The sequence below is a fragment of the Mycobacteriales bacterium genome (assembly GCA_035550055.1).
Classification (GTDB): domain Bacteria; phylum Actinomycetota; class Actinomycetes; order JAFAQI01; family JAFAQI01; genus DASZTV01.
Genome location: DASZRO010000018.1, coordinates 151,732 through 170,529, shown reverse-complemented (window position 1 = coordinate 170,529; position 18,798 = coordinate 151,732). Strand labels below are relative to the sequence as shown.

The window sequence follows — 18,798 nt, the reverse complement described above, 5'->3', positions numbered from 1 at the left end:
TGCTGCGCGTCGCCCGGATCGACGGCTGGACCGCGTTGTCGTCGTCGGCGGTAGCGCTGCTACCGCGCTCCTCCTCCGCCTTGCCAGCCGCCGCCCGGATCGCCGCTCGCGACGGACGGCATTGATCAGTGATTCCCTAGGGTTCACATCGGCTCGCAGGATGCTGGGGGTTAGTGATGACGGTCCATCAGTACGCCGTCGGGGTGGGCGCAACCCTCGCGGTCCTGCTCTGCGCGACGGTCGTGGGGTTGGTAGGGCGGCGGTTGTTCGCCCCGCGTTGGGCCGGAGCGACCGCGGCGCTCGTCGTCGTGGTGGTGGCGTACTCCTACCTCGTCGTGATGGGGGAGGTGCTCGGGTCCTTCGGCGCGTTCAACCGCAACCCGCTGGTCATCACCGCAGTGGCGTCGGCCGCCCTCGCGTTGCTGCTCGGCCGGGGACGGTCGCGCCCGCAGCCCAGCGCGGCCGAGCCGGGGGCGGGTGAACCCGCTGAGCCGCCGCAGGTCGACGTGCTTCCCCGGCGGCGCGGCCTGCGGTCGGTGCCGTCGTGGATCGCCAGCGCGTGCGGGGCGCTCGTCATCGCCGAAGGCCTGGTGGCGGTGCGCGCCACCGCACGCACCGGCAACGTCTTCATCGACTCGCTTCAGTACCACCTCACGATGGCCGCGCACTTCGCGACGACCCACCACACCGGCTCGGTCGTCCAGCTCGCCCCCGGTTCACCGGTCTCCTACTACCCGTTCAACAGCGAGCTGCTCCACGGGATGGGTATCGCGCTGCTGGGTCGCGACTCGCTGTCGCTGGTCATCACCCTCGCCGACCTCGGGGCGGCGCTGCTGGCCGCGTGGTGCGTCGGATCGGCGTACGACGCCGGGCCGGTCGCGGTGTGTGCGATCTCTCCGCTGCTCGCGTTGCTCGGGACCTACGACGCGAGCGCGATCAACGACTGGATGGCGGTCTGGCCGCTGATCGCGGTGCTCGCGATCACGCTGCACTTCCGCAACGACGGTGACGAGGCAACGGTTGGGCTGCCGTTCCTCGCCGGGTTGGCCGGCGGCCTCGCCATGGGAACCAAGCTGAGCCTGCTGGCGCCGGCAGGCGCGTTGCTGCTCGGCTTCCTGGTGCTGGTCCCCAACCGGCGCAAGCCGGTCGCCACGGTCCTCGTCGTACTCGGGGCCGCGATCACGGCGATCTACTGGTACGTCCGCGACGTGGTCGCGGTCGGCTCGCCGTTGCCCAGTGAGCACATCCCCGGCCTGACCAGGGTCCCGATGGCCGGTTTCCAGAAGTACGGCTACTCCGTCGCGCACTACCTGTCCGACTCGTCGGTCATCCGGCACTACTTCCATCCGGGTCTCGCCTTCTTCTTCGGCAAGGCGTGGGTGGCGATCCTCGCGCTGGCGGTGATCGGCGTGCTGCTCGCGCTCGCGCTCGGACCCAACGCGTGGCGGATGGCCGGGGTGGTCGCGGTCGTCGCGACCGGCGCCTACCTCATCACGCCGAGCGGCGCGTTCGGCCCGGCCGGCCACCCCTATCTGTTCGAGTACAACGTGCGATACGCATTGCCCGCCGTATCGCTGGGGCTGCTCGGGTTCGGCGTTTCACGACTCGGCCGGCGCTGGCCGACGATCGTGTCCCTGGCGTTCCTCGCGTGCCTGGTGGTGACGCTGCTCGGTCCGCGGATCTGGGCGTTGGGGACCAGGGACTGCGCGGCCGCGGCGGCCGTGGCTCTCGTGGTCGCCGCAGTGGTCAGGGCGCCGGTCGTGCGGCGGTTCGGACCGTGGCTGGCGCTGGTCGCGGTCGCGGCGCTGGCGGTCGGCGGCTACGCGGCGAACCGGAGCTACCTCCGTGATCGCTACCACACCGTCGCGGACTCGAAGGAGGCGCTCTACGCGTCTGTGCAGGACAAGACCGGGGTGCGGATCGGCGTCATCGGAACGGTCCTCTATCCCTTCCTCGGCGCGACGTTCAGCAACACCGTCCAGTACGTCGGTGAGACCGAAGCGCACCACGCGTTCGTCGACTATCCCAGCTGCCCGGCGTGGCGCGCGGCGGTTGCCGCCGGCGACTACTCCTTCGTCGTCGTCGAGACCTCGGCAGGCAACCCGCCTCCGCCGCAACTGGCCTGGGCGTCGAGCGACCCCGCCGCGACGCCGGTTGTGACCAACGATGCTGGTGGGGTCTTCGAGGTCGGGCCGGGCTTCGGCACCGCCCCTTGCACGACCTGATCGACCCGACAATCACTCGGACGCCGGACGCGATTCCCCCGTACGGCGGGTCATGATCACCTGTGCCCTGGACGACTCACATACTGTGAGCGAGCCGATCTCAGCAGAGCAGCGACTCAGTGTCGCGATGCGACTGCTGGACGCCCGCATCCCGCTGTCGTTGTTGTTCGACCTGCTCTCCCCCGAGGGACCTGACAGCGAGGCCATTCTGGAGTTCGAACGCGGGGAGGCCGCGCCGGCCGGCGCTCGCTAGGCCGGCCCGCTCCTAGCATGGAGCGCGAGATGCCTGCCAGCCCGCTTCTGTCGCGCCAGGGCGCGGTCGACGGGCTGGGCGTCGACGCCGGAGTGGCGGCCCACTACGGCGACCCGCTGCGCGAACAGCGGACCTTGGTCGACTCGGATGCGGTCGTCGACCGGTCGCACCGAGGGGTCGTGCGCATCGCCGGCCCGGACCGGTTGACCTGGTTGCACGCCCTGACTTCCGCGCATCTCGAGTCGCTGCCCCCGGGTGAGGTTCGTGAGGCGCTCATCCTGTCTCCGCACGGTCACGTGGAGCACCACATGACCGTGCGCGACGACGGCGAGGCGACCTGGCTCACCACCGAACCGCAGATGTCGGAGCCGCTGCGTGACTACCTGGAGTCGATGCGGTTCATGCTCCGCGTCGAGGTCAGCGACGTCACGTCGTCCTACGCGGTCATGACGCGGGTGGCCGTCGACGTGGCTGGCGACGAGCTCGTGCCCCGCGCGGATCTCGAGCGTTGGGTCGACGGGACCGGGTTGCCCCTGGTCGGCCACGGCGCCTGGGAGGCGCGCCGCGTCGCGCGGCGCGAACCGCGCCTTCGCTTCGAGACCGACCACCGCACGATTCCGCACGAGGTCGGCTGGATCGGGGTGGCCGTCCATCTCGACAAGGGCTGTTATCGCGGGCAGGAGACGGTCGCTCGCGTGCACAACCTCGGCCGGCCGCCGCGCCGGCTGGTCTTCGGTTACCTCGACGGCACGCGTGACGAGCTGCCGGCGCCTCATGTCGCGGTCGAGCTGGACGGCCGGGCGGTCGGCTTCCTGGGAACGGCGCTCCAGCACGCGGATCTCGGCCCGATCGCGCTCGCGGTGATCAAGCGGAACGTGGCGGACGACGCGCCGTTGACCGTGGCAGGGATGGCGATGCGCGCCGAGCGGGTGGTCGACGCGTAGTCGGTGGCCTACAGGCCGAACAAGCCGATCTTCTTCTTCGCCTTCTTCGCGTCGGCCTGGCTGGGCCGCGGCGCCCGCGGCGCCACTGGCGCCGCCGGCGGCCGGTTGTCGTCTTCCACCCCGAGCGAGGACAGCTCGCGCAGCAGCGCAGCAGTGTCGGTGTCACCGCCGCCGGGGACCGGCGCGGGTTCGGGCTCGGGCTCCGACGCCGGTGTCGGGTCGGGCACGACGGCGACCATCGGCTCGACTGCCGTGTCGCTGGCGCTGTGGTGCAGCTCGGCGAGCATGGCCGAGGCCTGCGCGGCCTGATCGGCTTGGATTGCCGCCGCGGCGAAATCCTGCTCGTCGATCGCGGCGTGCTTCGCCGCCGCCTCCGCGGCGAGTGCCGCCTGCTCGTCGGCGAGCCGCTGTGCCTGCGCGGCGAGGCGTTGCGCCTCCTCGGCGGCGGCCGCCTGGGCCTGCGCTGCGACCAGGGCTGCCTCTGCCTCGGCGCGTGCGGCGGCTTCGCGGCTCTCCGCCGCAGCGCGCTCCGCGGCCTCCTTCGCTGCCTGCTCCGCCGCGGCCTGCTCCGCCGCGGCCTGCTCCGCCGCGGCCTGAGCCGCCTGCGCGGCAGCCTGCTCGGCGGCTTCGCGTTGGGCCTGTTCGGCTGCTGCTGCCGCCTGCTGCTCGGCGAGCTTGCGGGCCGCTTCCTCGGCCGCCTGCTGCTCGGCAAGGCGGGCGGCTTCCTCGGCGGCTTGCTGCTCGGCGAGCTTGCGGGCCGCCTCCTCGGCCGCCTGCTGCTCGGCAAGTCGCGCGGCTTCCTCGGCCGCCCGCGCCTCGGCGTCGCGCCGGGCTTGCTCTGCCGCGGCCTGCTCGGCAGCGGCCTTCTCTGCCGCGGCCTGCTCGGCAGCGACCCTTTCTGCGGCTGCCTTCTCCGCCGCGGCCTTCTCGGCGGCGGCTTTCTGGGCAGCGAGCGCGGCCGCCTGCTCGGCGGCCGCTTGCGCCGCCTGATCTGTGCTCTGGGTTTCGGCAAGCTCGGCGGCGTGGCGCGCAGCCTGCTCGGCCGCCGCTCGGGCGAACTCCTCCGCGGCACGCCGAGCCGCCTCCTCGGAGGCGTGACGCGCCGCTTCCTCGGCCTCGCGAGCGGCAACCCGCGCGCGCTCGGCTTCGAGGTCGACGAGCTTCGGCGGGTCGTCGACGGAGTCGGAGCGTGCGTTCACGTCGTGGTCGGGGCGCAGCGACTCGGCGTCAGCCTGCGCTGAGGCGAGCTCAGCCGCGGCAGCGGCGCGGAGCCGGCGCCGTCGTTCCAGCTCTTGCTCGCCGTCGAGCGGCGCTGCCGTGCGGGCGGGCCGCGGACGACGCCGGATCTCGATCAGCGAGGTCATGCCCTCGGTGTCTTCAGGCGGCGGGCCGAGCGCATCCGCGAGCGCCCCGGACACGCGGCCCATCGACGCGGCGAAGCTCTCGGCGTTGCGCCGCAGCGGCACCGTGAGGCTCGGGCCGCCGTTGAGCTGGGCGGCCATGACGTCGAGCTGGAGGGGGTTGGTGGCAGGAGCCGTGGCGCCGTGGCTGGTCACGTCGCTGGCAAGCCGGGCGAGTCGGGTGAGCGCGTCGTCGCCGCCGCCCGGCGTCGCGTCGGCGGGGGCGGATGCGTTGCGTCGGCCGCTCAGCGCCTCGGCGAGGGCGCTGGCGCCGTAGACGTCGGCGGAGTCGTCGTCGACGTCGTCGCTGATGTCGACGAGCCCGGCGTCGACCAGGGTGACGAGGACCTGGCCGGCTTCGAAGAGGGTGTATCCGCAGTCGTTCGCCAGCTCAGCAACGCTACGGACGCCGTCGATCTTGCACAGCATCGACCAGGCGTCGCTGTCCAGCGTGGTCTCGGGCGCCCCGTCGCCGCGCGCCGAGAGCACCGGGATCGCGTCCGGCGAGCTGACGACGGAGGAGATCTCCTCCCATTCGTAGCCGCGCTCGCGCAGCGTCTCCAGCAGCTCGACGACGGCATGAGGGGGCCGAATGTCCTCACGGATCTTGGCGTTCTTGCGGAACTTCCAGCGGCCCTCCGACCACTGCAGGAAGTCCCACAGCGCCTCGTGGAGCTGCTCGGTCACGAACTCCTGGATGACGTCCTCGTCGATGTAGCCGAGGTGCACGAGCAGCTCGCCGAGATTCCAGGCCGACAGGTCCGTGCGTTGCGCCTCGAGCGCGTCGGAGAGCGCTTCGGGCGCCAGAACGCCCGACGAGACGAGCTTGGCACCCAGATCGGTCCGCTGGTCGGGCGCGTTGAAGCCGCAGACCAGCCCGCCGCGCAGGAACAGCTGCGCTTCGGCGCCGTCCGGGCGGTTCAGGATCACGCTCCCGGTCGCCCCGGAGGCGGCGAGGTCGAGCAGAACCGGCGCAAGGGCCGTGGTGGCGAGGTCGCCCTTGAGCATCGGCGACCTCCTTCACTGTCCGCAGCCGGCATCGCGCTTCATTCCCTTCGGCACGCACGACCCGGTTGTTGAGCCATACGGACCAATCTCGCGCTCACGCGGGTTAGGACACCTGCCGAAGAGTGACAACATGAGCGTATTCGTCCTTGTGACGAGCCCCGAGGCCGCGGGCAGCCAGATGACCGCTGCGCCATGGGTATGAGAGGCGTCTGATGACCTACCCAGCTGCGGGTCGCCGGCTCGACCGGGTGCTCGCTCCGGAGTACCTGCTCGGCCTGGCGAAGCGCCCGGTCGAGGAGATCCGTGCGATGCGCGCGGAGACCGAGCAGGAGGAGACCGATCTGTCCTACCTGCGCCGCCTGCTGCAGGGCCGCCTGGACATCTTGCGGGCGGAGCAGGCGCGGCGGCGCGGGGAAGGCGCCGCGGGCTCGCTGATCGACGCGCTGCCGGAGATCCTGGCCGACGACCGGACCGCGCCGCGCGGTTCCGGACGGCACGCGACGGCGGAGCCCTCCGCGCTGGACTCCCATCGTCGGTACGTCGAGGCACTCGTCTCCGACAGTGAGCTGTCCGACCCGTCGCGGCACGACGACGACACGTTGGCCCGGCTGGTCGACGTACTCGACCGGGAAGAGCGCGACGTGTCGCGCAAGCGACGTTCGGTGCAAGCGGTGATGGATGCGTGCAGCGCCGAGCTCGGCCGCCGCTATCGCGAGGGTGCCGCGAACGTCGAGGACCTGCTCCCGGACGTCTGAGCGACGACGCGTACGGCGAGTGCTTGCAGGGCGCTTGCAATAGTTAGCACTTGGGTCTACGCTCTGCGTCGTGGCCAAGCTGGACGTTCGCAATCTCGGGGACTACATCCGCGAGCAGCGATCCGCGGCGCAGATCTCGCTGCGGCAGCTGGCCAGCCTGGCTGGGGTCTCGAACCCGTACCTCAGCCAGATCGAGCGTGGGCTTCGCAAGCCGAGCGCCGAGATCCTGCAGCAGATCGCGAAGGCGCTGCGCATCTCGGCAGAGGCGCTCTACGTGCAAGCCGGCATTCTCGAGGAACGGTACGGCGACAGCGATGTGCCCGCCGCGATTCTCGGCGATGCACACCTCGCAGAGCGCCAGAAGCAGGTGCTCCTCGAACTGTACGAGGCCTACCGACGTGAAAGCGAAGGCCGAGCCCGCAAGACCGACGCGGGGAAGCCGGACGACGCCGCCACATCCACGGCCGAGCCCGCGCCGGTCGCGGCCTCGCGCACCAGAACGGCGCGCCGCGCCAAGTCCGCAGTCCCTGGCGACGGGGCGAGCGATACCTCGTCGTAGCAGCGGTTCGCCGCAACTCCCGTCACCGTCACCGACCAACGAACGTCGAAGCGCCGCCGCCGGGGCGGCACCCGACTCGTCATCTGGAGGTCCAACCGCCATGCCAACCCTTCTCACCATCGACACCAAGCCGCTCTACGCGATCGCCGGTGCCGGCGAACTCGCGGTGGAGACGCTGCGCACCCGCGCGACGGTTCTGCAGAGCCAGGTCAAGGAGCTGCCCGCACGTGCCCAGACCCGCCGGGTCGAGGTCACCAAGCAGGCGCAGTCGCTGCCGACCGAGCTGCGCAAGCAGGTCGCGGAGCTGCCGACCGCACTGCGCAAGCAGCAGGACGCACTGCGCAAGCAGCAGGACACGGTGCGCAAGCAGGCACAGTCGCTGCCGACCGAGCTGCGCAAGCAGGTCGAGGAGCTCCCGACCACGCTGCGCAAGCAGCAGGACAGCGTCCGCAAGCAGGTCGAGGAGCTGACCGCGACCCTGCGCAAGCAGCCCGCCACGCTGCGCAAGCAGGCCGACGAGCTCGGCGCGCGCGTCGCGTCGACCTACGCCGAGTTCGCCGACCGCGGCGAGAAGGTCGTGGCGAGCCTGCGAGGCGACGCCGCCAAGGCCCCGGCGAAGCCGGCTGCCAAGAAGCCCAGCACCAAGCCGGCCACCCGCAAGCCGGCCGCGAAGCCCGCGGCCAGCGCTGCGACGACGGCGCCCGCCACGCCGTCCTCGGCCGCTACGCCGGAGTTCTCGGCGACTCCGATCGACGCTGACGGGACTTCCACCCGGTAGTCGCAGCCCAGTCACAAACGGTCCCCGGCGGGTATGAGCCGCCGGGGACCGTTTGTGTGTCCGGGGTCCGGCTCGCCGCTCGACCCAGGTGCACGATGGAGCGGTGAGCACGGACGCCGGCGCGGTCGCTGACCAGCCCGGCGGGCACGGCGTGCCGCCGGCGACGCCGTCGCCGGGTCGGTGGGCGAAGCTCAAGCAAGCGCTCGCGCCGCTCGCGGGGGCCGTCGCACTGGTGGCGAAGCTCAAATCCGTGCTGTTCGTCGGCTCGATGGCGGTGTCGATCGCCGCCTACGCACAGCTGTGGGGTTGGCGCTACGCGGTCGGGTTCGTCGGGCTGATTCTGGTGCACGAACTCGGGCACGTTGTCGCGCTGCGGCTGCGTGGAATCCGGGCCGGCGCGCTCGTCTTCTTGCCGTTGCTCGGAGCGTTCACCAGCTGGACGCCCAGTGGGGATCGGCCCTATCAGCAGGCCGAGACGGCGCTGGCCGGCCCGCTGCTCGGGACGGTCGGCTCGCTCGCGCTCGCGGAGTACGGGCACCTCCACGGGTCCGATCTGTTGCGAGCGCTGGCCTTCACCGGTCTGCTGCTCAACCTGCTCAACCTGGTCCCGCTGGTCCCGCTCGACGGCGGGCGGGTCGCCGATCTGCTCTACGTGTGGGTGTGGGTGGCGGTCGGTGCCGGTCTCGTGGGATATCTGATCGTCCGGTTCGAACCGTTGGTCCTCGTCATCCTGTTGCTGGTCGGCTACGAGCTCTGGGTGCGGCTTCGAGAGCGCGGCACGCCGCCCGCCGTCGAGCCACGGTTGCGGCTGCGGCTGTCGGTGGTCTACCTGGCGCTGGTGGTGGCGATCGTCGCAGGCATGCACGCGACGTACGCCGCCCGCCACATCTCCTGACCGGCCGGGCTCAGACCGGCGCGGGCTTGTCGCGCAACCGGAGCCGGTTCTGCCACAGCTGGAGGCTCACCGCGCTCGAGCGAGCCAGCCGCAGCTTCGTGTCCCACGACTGACCGCCGTAATGGATGAACCATGTCCGCTCGCGTTCGGACAACGTCTCCCAGCGCATCCCGCGGCGCTCGATCTCTGCCGCGAACGCGCCTGCCGTGTCGTAGGCCTCCGGGCGCGCGGCGAAGTCGCTCGGATCGGCGAGCTGGTAGGCGGGCTGCCACACGAAGCTGGTGTCGACGTCGCGCAGCCGCTCCTGGTCGAGCCCGAGCACGAACGGCATCGGGCGTGGCAGCAGCTTCATGGTGATCCCCTGAAGCGGCGTCGGCCGAAGCTCGGTGTAGGTCGTCAGCTCCGAGCGGTCGAAGGCGACGAGTGCGGCGTCGTCGAGATGGCGGAGCACCATGTCCACCCAGCCGTGACGACGGCAGCGAAGGTCGGAGTCCAAAACGATGAGGTGGCGTTCCGGGCACATCTGCCGGAAGGTGTCGATCCATTGCCCGTGTCGCCGGTCGGCCGGACCCTCCACCAGCTGCAGCCAACCGGCGGCGTGTTGTGCGCGCAGCCATTCGAGGCTGCCGTCGGTCGAGGCGCAGTCGCCGACGACGAGATGGATCGGCTGGCCCGCCGTACGCATCGCCGAGACGCAGGCGAGCTGGGTGAACCGCCGTGTGTCCTTCGAGGCGATCGCCACCCAGACGGGCATGTCAGCAGGCTAAGTGTTGAGCCACTTCCCGCCGAACCACATCAGCTCGTCGGCGAGCAGCTCGATGCCGATCCCGTCCGGATCGCGCAGGTAGATCGACTCGGGGATGCCGCGTTGCGGCCCGTCGTAGGCGATGCCGGCGTCGTCGAGCCGGGCCCGCAGCTTCGCGTGCGCGTCGGGCGCCACGGAGATCGCGATGTGCTGCACGCCGCCGATCCCTTCGGGGAGCTGCGCCAACCCGAGTCCGGGGAAGTCGAAGAAGCCGAGCAGCGTGTCGTTGCCGAGGTCGAAGAAGAAGTGCGTCGAGCCGGGGTAGTCCCGGTTCTCGACCAGCTCGACCAGCGGGAAGCCGAGCAGGCCTTGGTAGAAGCTGATCGTCTGCTCCACGTCGCTGCAGATCAGCGCGGCGTGGTGGATGCCGCGGCCGTTCGTCGCCGCGCGGTCGGCCGCCGGGGTGACGTACTGCGCGCGAAGCTGGTCGCGGCGAGCGGCCAGGCGGGCTTGCTCAGCGTCGTCGGGAAGGCTCATGCCTAGAGTCTGCCGCGATGAGCGTCCTCGAAATCGAACGGGCGGACGTCTGGTTCGCCGGCGGTCCGCACGTCGTGCACGAGATCTCCCTGACCGTCGCCGAGGGCGAGCACTGGGCGCTGCTCGGGCCCAACGGCGCCGGCAAGTCGACGCTGCTCGCGCTCGCCTCGGCGCAGCGGTTCCCGTCACGCGGAACGGTGCGGATCCTCGGCAACGAGATGGGCAGGGTCGACCTCCGTGAGCTGCGGCGAGCCATCGGCGTCGTCGACGTACGGCTGCGGCTGCCGGCCGAGCTGACCGTCGAGCGGTACGTCGAGACCGGCGCCACCCAGACGGTGCAGTGGCTGCGACCACCGGATCCGGGCGCGGCGGCACGGGTCGGCGAGCTGATCGAGAGGTTCGGGCTGGCGTCGCTGCGAGACCGGTCGATCGCGGTGTGCTCCCAAGGCGAGGCAGGCCGGGCGCGACTGGCGCGATCGCTCGTCGCGCACCCCGCTCTGCTGCTGCTCGACGAGCCGGCCTCGGGCCTGGACCTGCCCGGCAGGGCCGACCTGCTCTCGGCCCTCGAGGCCACGGCGCGCTCCGAGCCGCGGCTGGCGAGCATCACGGTCGCCCACCACCTCGAAGAGCTGCCGTCGACCACGACCCACGTGGCGCTGATGCGGGCCGGCCGCCTGGTCGGCCACGGTGACGTCGAGCTGCTCGGCGACGAGGCGGCGCTGTCGGTCTGCTTCGGGCGCCCGGTCCGCGCCCATCAGGTCGACGGCAGGTGGTTCGCGGTTGCCGGTTGACCCTCAGCCGCGGCTGAGCACGATGCCGTAGAACATCGCGAGCAGGGCGAAGATCGCCGTACCGGCACCCCACAGCGCCAGGCCACGCCGCGAGGTGGCGCGGCTGTGAGCGAACGCGCTGACCCCGGACAGCACGACGAGGCACAGCTTCGCGATCAGCGTGTTGCGGAAGTCCGTCGAGTGGTCGAGCTCGTCGTGATCGGCCTGGATGTTCCAGATGCCGGTCGCGACCAGCACCGCGAACGCCGGCCAGGCGACCCGCGCGAACGCCCGGGCGGCCACCTTCGGGATCTCGACGCCGGCTCGCTTCAGCGGTGGGACCAAGCCCGCCAGGGCGATCTGGCCGCCGACCCAGATGCTCGCCGCCAGGACGTGCAGGAACAGCCGGGTGTCGGCGAGCGTGACGGTGAGCACGAGGTGAGTGTGTCAACCGCCGCTGGCGCGGGTCGAGATCGGAGTGCCCCTCGTCAGCGGCCCACGACGCGGTAGGTGGCGTGGGTCCACGCGTTCGTCGGCAGCAGCGTCGGCAGCGGCTTGCCGTCGCGCGCCACTTGGACGTTGGTGCAGGCGCTCTGCGTGGCGACCCAGGTGTGGTGGGCGCCCCGGAAGGTCACCGTGATCGTCGGCCCGCCGGCGAGATCGCAGTGGACGGTGCCGGGCGGCTCCGGCCGCAATGCGTCGAACAGGGTGATCAGCCGAGTCGCCTGCCGACCACGCACAGTGCGAGCAGTGCCCTGCGTCGTGCCGGAGTAGATGACCTCCGCGCGATGGATCGTGCGGGGCACGTGCTCGGCCGGCGGGCGGGTCGCGCCGGCGGTCGTCGCACTCGCCGCGGCCGCTGCGCCGACCCCGCCGGACAGCAGGCCGGCAGCGGCCAGCGTCGTGATGGTCGTTCGTACGCCGTTCATGCGCCACCTCATGGTCGTCAGACGTCGGTACCCGCCACAAGGTTCCCGTACTCTCAGCACCGATGGCGACCGACCGTCTCGAGCTGGCAGATGCGACTCTTCGCGAGTGGCAGGCGGTCGTGCTCCGTGCGGACGACGAGGGCCTCGTCCTCGATCGCTCGGCGTTCTACCCCGGCGGCGGGGGACAGCCACCGGATGAGGGCGTCCTCCTCTGGGGCGGGGTCCAGACGAAAATCGCCGGCGCACGCAAGACCGGTGACGACGTCTACCTGATCCCGGTCGATGGTGAGCCGCTGCCCGCCGTCGGCACCGCGGTGCAGGGGGCGATCGACGACGAGCGACGTACCGCTCTCATGCGCACCCACTCGGCGCTGCACCTGCTGGCCGGTGTCGTGTTCCGCGACTACGGCGCACTGGTCACCGGCGGCAACATGGAACCGCTCGAGGCACGGATGGACTTCAACCTTCCCGAGGTGCCGGACGGCTTCCGCGACGCGATCGCCGAGGCCTGCGCAACCGAGATCGCCGCCGACCGCCGGATCGAGGTGAAGGTCCTGCCCTACGACGAGGCCTTCGCGATCCCGGACATCATCCGCACGGCGACGAACCTGTTGCCGCCAGGTCTGTCCGAGGTGCGGATCGTCGACATCGTCGGGCTCGACACCCAGGCCGACGGTGGTACTCACGTCGCGTCGACCCGGCAGATCGGTGCGATCGAGGTAGTCAAGATCGAGAACAAAGGCAAAGGGTTTCGCAGGCTCAGAGTGCGGCTGCCACAGTGACCGACGCCGCGATGCCTGTGCCGCGCTACGGCGAAGCCTCGCTCTGCGACGTCATGCCGTCGGTGCTTGCGGCGCTCGGCGTCGGCGAGGACAACCGGCTGGGCCTGCCCGACACCGCCCGGGCGGTCGTCGTGCTGGTCGACGGAATGGGCCTGGTGGGGATGCAGGCGGGCGCGGCGGCGGCGCCGTTCCTGTCGTCACTGGCCTGCCGCGAGCTGACGGCTGGGTTCCCGTCGACCACCGTCACCTCCCTCGCCTCGCTGTCGACCGGCCTGCCGGCCGGTGAGCACGCCATGACCGGCTACTCGTCCTACGTCGCCGAGGTCGGCGAGCCGGTCAACTGGCTGTCGTGGCGTCAGCTGTCCGGCAAGGACGACTTGCGCGAGGTCCTCGAACCCGAGGAGATCCAGTCCCGCACCACGGTCTGGCAGCAGGCCGCCGACGCCGGTGTCTCGGTGACGATTGCGAGCTCGCGCGACTTCGAGGGAACCGGCCTGACCCGGGCGGTGTTTCGCGGCGGTGGGTTTCGCGGGGTGACGACCGGCGGTGACATGGTTGCGCTCGCCGCCGACGCGGCCGACCGCGGTCATCGCTCGCTGGTCTACACCTACGCCTCCGAGCTCGACTTCGTCGGTCACATCCGGGGGCCGTCGAGTGACTCGTGGTCGGCGCAGCTGTCGTTGATCGACCGGCGGATCCAGCTGCTCGCCGAGCGGCTGCCGACGGGCACGTCGTTGTTCGTCACCGCAGATCACGGCATGACGGACGTCGCGCAGGACGAGGCGGTCGACGCGGACGAGCCGAACTCGCCGCTGCGGGAAGGCGTCGTCGCGATCGCCGGCGAGCCCCGGATGAGACACGTCCACGCGAAACCCGGGGCCGCCGCCGACGTACTCGCCACCTGGCGTGCGGTGCTCGGCGACCGGGCGTGGGTCCTGGACGCCGAGACCGCGATCGCGGCCGGGTTGTTCGGCGCGGTGGTCACGCCGACCGCGCGGGCGCGGATCGGTGACGTCGTCGCGATCGCGCAGGGCCGCCTCGGCATCGTCCAGCGCAAGCGCGAGTCGCGGATGTCGGCGCTGCCCGGCCATCACGGAGCGCTGACCGATGAGGAGCTGCTCGTGCCGCTGCTCACCGCGACGGCGTGACAGCACAGATCAGTCTCGTCCTCGGCGACATCGTCGAGCAGGAGGTGGACGCCGTCGTCAACGCCGCGAACAGCGGCCTGATGGGTGGCGGTGGCGTCGACGGCGCGATCCTGCGCGCCGGCGGCGACGCGCAGCTGGAGGCCCGTCGCGAGCTGCGCGACCGGATCGGCTCGCTACCGGCGGGGCAGGCGGCCGCCACCGACGCCGGCGACATGCGCTGCCGCTGGGTGATCCACGTCGTCGGGCCGGTCTACAGCCGGACGACGGACCGCTCCGAGCTGCTGGCGTCCTGCTACCGGGAGGCGCTGCGGGTCGCCGACGAGCTCGGCGCGGCAAGCGTCGCGTTCCCGGCGGTCTCCGCCGGGGTGTACGGCTGGCCGATGGCCTCGGCGGCCGACATCGCTGTGGCGACCGTGACGGCGACCCCGACGGACGTGACCGACGTACGGTTCGTGCTGTTCAGCCAGGACGCGTACGACGAGTTCGCCCGCGCCCTCAGAAGTTGAGGACGTCGGTCCAGGCTTCGAGCAGCGACGCGTCGCCAGTGACCTCGACCGTGCTGATCGGGACGCGGCCGTAGACGGTCAGCAGCAGCCCGCTGCTGGTGCCGGTCGCGGTCACGGCCGGTGACTCGAGCCGCTCCACCTTGCGCACCCCGCTCGGATGCAGCTCCAGGAACCAGGCGTCGCCGTCGGTGGAGTGCAGGGCCAGCGAGCCGGTCGGGCCGCTGAGCTCGTCGCGACCGTAGACCCGAGGCGCGATGACGTCGACCAGCTCGTCGATCCCGTCGCCCGCCAGCTCCGCGTTGATCGGCTCCTGGATGCCGTGGGCGTTCTGGGCGTCGAACCGGTGCACCGCCGACTCGTGGGCCATCCGTCGCGCCCAGAACACCGCGCCCGCGGGAGCGTCGAACACCCACGTCCAGATCGGGGTGTCGGCAGCCACGTCGCTCAACGCGGCGACCAGCTGGTCGAGCTGTGCCTCGAGCAGGTCGACGGGGTCGCCGTCGGGCAGCTCCGGGAACTGGTCCGGACGTCGTGTGGCGCGCGTCGTCACGTACATCGTGACGTTGGCGTAGACCTGCCAGACGTGGCGGGCGAGGTCGGCGACGGTCCACGCCCCGCACGTCGGCACGGCGGCTTCGCTGCCCTGCCGGGCGGCGGCGACGAGTGCCTCACCCTCGCGCCGGACGGCGCTGACGAGCTCTGCGTACGCGGGGGTGGTCACTGGTCCTCGATGCCGGCGGTGAGGTCGAGGTCGTTGGGCGGGCTGTCCGGTGTCACCCAGTGCAGCCAGGGCTTCTTCCACACGTCGTGGTAGTGGTTGGCGCGGTCGACGAGTCGCTGGTAGGCCACGTCGAAGGCGTCCTGGTCGCGGTTGCGCAACGCCTCGCGGACCGGCGCGCAGTCCTGCTCGAGGTAGGCGGCCATGTCCTCGGCGTACTTCGGCCGGCTGGTGGCGCACAGCCGCAGCTGCTTGTACGTGGAGGTGTAGAAGTACTCCGCGAGCTTCCAGTTGCCGGCCTTCGCGGCGTAGTAGAGCCGGTGGGTCCGCTGGCCGACCTCCGCCATCAGCCGGTCCATGCCCGGCTGCATCAGGGCGAGCTCGTCGATGGTCAGCTCGCGTTTGCCGTTGTGTACGACGTGGGTGTGGTCGCCTGCCGCCGGTGTCGGTTCGGTCACGCTGTCGTCTCCCGGTAGAGCTTGTGTTGCGCGGCTTGCGCGCGAGGGCGCACCACGAGGAGGTCGACGTTGACGTTCCACGGCCGGGTGGCGGCCCACGCGATGCAGTCGGCGACGTCGTCGGCGGACAGCGGCCCGGGCACTCCGGCGTAGACAGCATCCGCCTTGGCGCGGTCCCCGCCCAACCGATTTAGTGAGAACTCCTCCGTGGCGACCATGCCCGGCGCGACCTCCACTACGCGGATCGGCTTGCCGAACACCTCGAGGCGCAGCGTCTCCGACACCGCGCGCTCCGCATGCTTCGCCGCGGCGTACCCCGCACCGTTTTCGTAAACGATGTGCCCGGCGACGGAGGTCACCGTGACGACCACCCCGTCGCCGCTGCGCTCGAGCGCCGGGAGCAACGCGCGGGTCACGCGCATCATGCCGAGGACGTTGGTCTCCCACATCTGTCGCCAGGCGGCTTCGTCGGCGTCGGCGACCGGCTCGAGACCGAAAGCCCCGCCCGCGTTGTTGACCAGGACATGACAGGTGGCCAGCGAGTCGGCGAGGGCGCGTACCGAGGCCTCGTCGGTGACGTCGAGCACGACCGGTCGCACGCCGGCTTCGGCGGCGAGCGCCTCCAGTCGGTCGAGGCGGCGCGCCGCGGCGATCACGTCGTACCCCTCGGCGGCCAGCCGGCGAGCGGTCGCGGCGCCGATGCCGCTGCTCGCCCCGGTCACGACAGCGGTTCGTTGCACAGGACGAGCCTATGAGTCGGGCTGCCGCGGCCGGCCAGGTGAGCGAACCGGGCCTTTCGGGCAGGATTGAGAGCATGGGACTGCCACGTCGGGTCGCGACGCTGTCGGTCCACACCTCCCCGCTGGAGCAGCCTGGGTGCGGCGACGCCGGCGGAATGAACGTCTACGTCACCGAGGTGAGCCGCCGCCTCGCCGAGCACGGCATCAGCGTCGAGATCTTCACCCGGGCGACGAGCAGCGAGCTGCCGCCCACCGTGGAGCTCTCGCCCGGCGTACTCGTCCGCCACGTGACGGCCGGCCCGTATGAGGGCCTCCACAAGAACGACCTGCCGGCGCAGCTGTGCGCCTTCACCAGCGCGGTGCTGCGCGAGGAGGCCGCGCACGAACCCGGCTGGTACGACCTGGTCCACTCCCACTACTGGCTGTCCGGCCAGGTCGGGTGGCTGGCGAAGGAACGCTGGGGCGTCCCGCTGGTCCACACGATGCACACCATGGCGAAGGTCAAGAACGCGCTGCTGGCCGACGGCGACGCGCCGGAGCCCGCGATGCGGGCGATCGGTGAGGCGCAGGTGGTCGAGGCCGCCGACCGGCTGATCGCCTCCACCACCGACGAGGCGACGCAGCTGGTCGAGCTGTACGGCGCGGACGCCGCGAAGGTCGACGTGGTGGCCCCCGGGGTCGACCTCGAGACCTTCACGCCTGGTGACCGGGTCCTCGCCCGGCTCGCGCTGGGCATCGCGGCCGACGCCCACGTGCTGCTGTTCGTCGGGCGGATCCAACCGCTCAAGGCGCCGGACGTCCTCCTGCGTGCCGCCGCCGGACTGGTCGAGGCCGACCCCGCGCTTCGCGACCGGCTAGTGGTGCTGGTGGTCGGCGGCCCGTCGGGCAACGGGCTGGACAAGCCCGAAGAGCTGTCGAAGCTCGCGGTCTCCCTCGGCATCGCGGACCTGGTCCGTTTCGAGCGACCCGCGCCGCGCGCGCTGCTCGCCGACTACTACCGGGCGGCCGACGTGACCGTCGTCCCGTCGTACAACGAGTCGTTCGGTCTGGTGGCGCTGGAGTCGCAGGCCTGCGGGACGCCGGTGGTCGCGGCCCGGGTCGGCGGGCTCGTCACGGCCGTGTGTGACGGCGGCTCGGGTCTGCTCATCGACGGTCACGATCCGCGGGACTACGCCCGGGTGCTCGGCGGCCTGCTCGCCCAGCCGGCGAGCCGGCTCGCCCTGGCCGAAGGAGCGATCCGCCACGCCGAACGGTTCGGGTGGGGCGCGACCGTCGAGCGGGTCCTCGAGGTCTACACCTCCGTCGTGCCATGACCGACGTCGACCGCCTGGCGGCGGTGCTGCGCGAGGAGCTCGGCGAGCGAGAACTCGAGTTCGAAGAGCCCAACCCGGGCGCGTTCTTCGTCAAGCTGCCTGGCTCGCACAAGCTCGCCACCATGACGTGGCTGGTCATCGGCGACCATTCGCTGCACGTCGAAGCGTTCTTCTGCCGCAAGCCGGACGAGAACGAGGAGCGGTTCTGGCGGTGGCTGCTCGAACGCAACGCGAAGCTCTACGCCGTCGCGTTCTCGGTGGACCTGCTCGGTGACGTCTACCTCGTCGGGCGGCTGCCGCTGTCGTCGGTGACCCCGGAGGAGATCGACCGGGTGCTCGGCGCCGTACTCACCGCTTCCGACGACCTGTTCGACACCGCCCTCGAAATCGGCTTCCGCACCTCGATCGAACGGGAATGGGACTGGCGGGTGAAACGGGGCGAGTCGCTGGCGAATCTCGCCGCGTTCGCGCGCTTCGCCGATCCCGACAACCGGGCGGCTCGCGGCGCACAGCAGAATGGCACCCCGTGACGGGACGGCTGGTCTTGCTTCGCCACGGCGAGAGCGAGTGGAACTCGAAGAACCTGTTCACCGGCTGGGTCGACGTCGGGCTGACGGACAAGGGATTCGCCGAGGCGGTCCGCGCGGGTGAGCTGCTCGCCGAGCACGGGCTGCTTCCCGACGTACTTCACACGTCCGTGCTCAAGCGCGCGATCGTCACGGCCGGCAACGCACTGGTCGCCTGCGACCGGCAGTGGATTCCGGTACGCCGGAGCTGGCGGCTCAACGAGCGCCACTACGGGGCGTTGCAGGGCAAGGACAAGGCGCAGGTGCGGGCGGAGTTCGGCGACGACCAGTTCATGGTGTGGCGGCGTTCGTTCGACACCCCGCCGCCGCCGCTGCCTGATGACGACGAGTTCTCTCAGGTCGGCGATCCGCGGTACGCGTCGCTGCCACCGGAGATCGTGCCGCGTACCGAGTGCCTCGCCGACGTGATCGCGCGGATGCTGCCGTACTGGTACGACGCGATCGTGCCGGACCTGCGTACCGGCAAGACGGTGCTCGTGGTGGCGCACGGGAACTCGCTGCGGGCGATGGTCAAGCACCTCGACGGGATCAGCGACAAGGCGATCGTCGAGCTCAACATCCCGACCGGCATCCCGCTGGCGTACGAGCTCGACGACCAGCTGAGGCCGCTGGTCGCGGGTGGGACCTATCTCGACGCCGACGCCGCCAAGGCCGCGGCGGAAGCCGTCGCCAACCAAGGCCGCTGACCCCACCCCACCCCCACCCCACCCCGACCCCCACCCCACCCCAGCAACGCAGCGTTGCCTCG

Annotated in this window: 21 protein-coding genes and 1 pseudogene; 14 read left to right on the top strand and 8 right to left on the bottom strand. The window is 71.3% G+C overall.

Annotation, left to right across the window (positions count from 1 at the left end):
- Positions 1–173: 173 nt before the first annotated feature.
- The 3 genes from VG899_03165 (at position 174) to VG899_03155 (ending at position 3,422) form a co-directional block, all read left to right on the top strand.
- A complete protein-coding gene (locus VG899_03165) occupies positions 174–2,225 on the top strand; it encodes a hypothetical protein (protein ID HWA65352.1) in 2,052 nt (683 codons plus the stop codon).
- Positions 2,226–2,310: 85 nt separating this feature from the next.
- The gene (locus VG899_03160; GenBank protein ID HWA65351.1) at positions 2,311–2,478 is read left to right on the top strand and encodes a hypothetical protein; all 168 of its coding nucleotides are present in this window, start codon (positions 2,311–2,313) and stop codon (positions 2,476–2,478) included.
- A 29-nt stretch (positions 2,479–2,507) separates the two neighbouring features.
- Positions 2,508–3,422 (top strand): folate-binding protein, encoded by a 915-nt coding sequence (locus VG899_03155; GenBank protein HWA65350.1) that lies wholly within the window; start codon positions 2,508–2,510, stop codon positions 3,420–3,422.
- 8 nt (positions 3,423–3,430) lie between these two features.
- Here VG899_03155 and VG899_03150 read toward each other — a convergent pair whose 3' ends face one another.
- Positions 3,431–5,830 (bottom strand): DUF4388 domain-containing protein, encoded by a 2,400-nt coding sequence (locus VG899_03150; GenBank protein ID HWA65349.1) that lies wholly within the window; start codon positions 5,828–5,830, stop codon positions 3,431–3,433.
- 212 nt (positions 5,831–6,042) lie between these two features.
- Here VG899_03150 and VG899_03145 point away from each other — a divergent pair, with 212 nt between their 5' ends.
- From VG899_03145 to VG899_03130, 4 genes are all read left to right on the top strand, one after another.
- Positions 6,043–6,585 carry an aerial mycelium formation protein gene (locus tag VG899_03145; GenBank protein ID HWA65348.1) on the top strand — a complete coding sequence of 181 codons (543 nt, stop codon included), beginning with the start codon at positions 6,043–6,045 and terminating at the stop codon, positions 6,583–6,585.
- A 70-nt stretch (positions 6,586–6,655) separates the two neighbouring features.
- Positions 6,656–7,144 carry a helix-turn-helix transcriptional regulator gene (locus tag VG899_03140; GenBank protein ID HWA65347.1) on the top strand — a complete coding sequence of 163 codons (489 nt, stop codon included), beginning with the start codon at positions 6,656–6,658 and terminating at the stop codon, positions 7,142–7,144.
- A gap of 100 nt (positions 7,145–7,244) precedes the next feature.
- Positions 7,245–7,922, top strand: coding sequence for a hypothetical protein (locus VG899_03135; protein ID HWA65346.1), 678 nt, complete (start codon positions 7,245–7,247; stop codon positions 7,920–7,922).
- A gap of 103 nt (positions 7,923–8,025) precedes the next feature.
- On the top strand, positions 8,026–8,817 hold the full coding sequence (locus VG899_03130; protein HWA65345.1) for a site-2 protease family protein: 792 nt from the start codon (positions 8,026–8,028) through the stop codon (positions 8,815–8,817).
- Between the two features lie 10 nt (positions 8,818–8,827).
- On the opposite strand, the gene VG899_03125 is transcribed toward VG899_03130, so the two are convergent.
- The gene (locus VG899_03125; protein HWA65344.1) at positions 8,828–9,571 is read right to left on the bottom strand and encodes a hypothetical protein; all 744 of its coding nucleotides are present in this window, start codon (positions 9,569–9,571) and stop codon (positions 8,828–8,830) included.
- 9 nt (positions 9,572–9,580) lie between these two features.
- Positions 9,581–10,099 (bottom strand): VOC family protein, encoded by a 519-nt coding sequence (locus tag VG899_03120; protein HWA65343.1) that lies wholly within the window; start codon positions 10,097–10,099, stop codon positions 9,581–9,583.
- Positions 10,100–10,116: 17 nt separating this feature from the next.
- On the opposite strand from VG899_03120, the gene VG899_03115 reads away from it, so the two are divergent.
- The gene (locus VG899_03115) at positions 10,117–10,890 is read left to right on the top strand and encodes an ATP-binding cassette domain-containing protein (GenBank protein HWA65342.1); all 774 of its coding nucleotides are present in this window, start codon (positions 10,117–10,119) and stop codon (positions 10,888–10,890) included.
- A 3-nt stretch (positions 10,891–10,893) separates the two neighbouring features.
- Here the strand turns inward: VG899_03115 and VG899_03110 are convergent, their stop codons facing one another.
- Together VG899_03110 and VG899_03105 are read right to left on the bottom strand one after the other, a co-directional pair.
- Entirely contained in the window at positions 10,894–11,304 is a 411-nt protein-coding gene (locus tag VG899_03110; protein HWA65341.1) for a hypothetical protein, read from the bottom strand.
- Positions 11,305–11,357: 53 nt separating this feature from the next.
- Complete coding sequence (locus tag VG899_03105; protein HWA65340.1) at positions 11,358–11,798, bottom strand: hypothetical protein; 441 nt, start codon at positions 11,796–11,798, stop codon at positions 11,358–11,360.
- 62 nt (positions 11,799–11,860) lie between these two features.
- Here VG899_03105 and VG899_03100 point away from each other — a divergent pair, with 62 nt between their 5' ends.
- Genes VG899_03100 through VG899_03090 form a run of 3 tightly spaced genes read left to right on the top strand, consistent with a single transcriptional unit; the run spans position 11,861 to position 14,234 of the window.
- Entirely contained in the window at positions 11,861–12,580 is a 720-nt protein-coding gene (locus VG899_03100; protein HWA65339.1) for an alanyl-tRNA editing protein, read from the top strand.
- Positions 12,581–12,591: 11 nt separating this feature from the next.
- Positions 12,592–13,728, top strand: coding sequence for an alkaline phosphatase family protein (locus VG899_03095; GenBank protein ID HWA65338.1), 1,137 nt, complete (start codon positions 12,592–12,594; stop codon positions 13,726–13,728).
- On the top strand, positions 13,725–14,234 hold the full coding sequence (locus tag VG899_03090; GenBank protein HWA65337.1) for an O-acetyl-ADP-ribose deacetylase: 510 nt from the start codon (positions 13,725–13,727) through the stop codon (positions 14,232–14,234). The genes VG899_03095 and VG899_03090 overlap by 4 nt, the downstream gene beginning before the upstream one ends.
- Here VG899_03090 and VG899_03085 read toward each other — a convergent pair.
- Genes VG899_03085 through VG899_03075 form a run of 3 tightly spaced genes read right to left on the bottom strand, consistent with a single transcriptional unit; the run spans position 14,224 to position 16,150 of the window.
- Positions 14,224–14,955: a maleylpyruvate isomerase family mycothiol-dependent enzyme gene (locus tag VG899_03085; GenBank protein ID HWA65336.1), complete on the bottom strand. Its 732-nt coding sequence runs from the start codon at positions 14,953–14,955 to the stop codon at positions 14,224–14,226. The genes VG899_03090 and VG899_03085 overlap by 11 nt on opposite strands.
- Entirely contained in the window at positions 14,952–15,410 is a 459-nt protein-coding gene (locus VG899_03080; protein HWA65335.1) for a hypothetical protein, read from the bottom strand. The genes VG899_03085 and VG899_03080 overlap by 4 nt, the downstream gene beginning before the upstream one ends.
- Complete coding sequence (locus VG899_03075; GenBank protein ID HWA65334.1) at positions 15,407–16,150, bottom strand: SDR family NAD(P)-dependent oxidoreductase; 744 nt, start codon at positions 16,148–16,150, stop codon at positions 15,407–15,409. The genes VG899_03080 and VG899_03075 overlap by 4 nt, the downstream gene beginning before the upstream one ends.
- Before the next feature lie 74 nt (positions 16,151–16,224).
- On the opposite strand from VG899_03075, the pseudogene mshA reads away from it, so the two are divergent.
- The 3 genes and pseudogenes from mshA (at position 16,225) to VG899_03060 (ending at position 18,736) form a co-directional block, all read left to right on the top strand.
- A pseudogene (gene mshA, locus VG899_03070) lies at positions 16,225–17,445 on the top strand (D-inositol-3-phosphate glycosyltransferase).
- A gap of 14 nt (positions 17,446–17,459) precedes the next feature.
- Positions 17,460–17,993: a YbjN domain-containing protein gene (locus tag VG899_03065; protein HWA65333.1), complete on the top strand. Its 534-nt coding sequence runs from the start codon at positions 17,460–17,462 to the stop codon at positions 17,991–17,993.
- On the top strand, positions 17,990–18,736 hold the full coding sequence (locus tag VG899_03060) for a phosphoglyceromutase (GenBank protein HWA65332.1): 747 nt from the start codon (positions 17,990–17,992) through the stop codon (positions 18,734–18,736). Before VG899_03065 ends, VG899_03060 begins: the two co-directional genes overlap by 4 nt.
- Positions 18,737–18,798 lie beyond the last annotated feature (62 nt).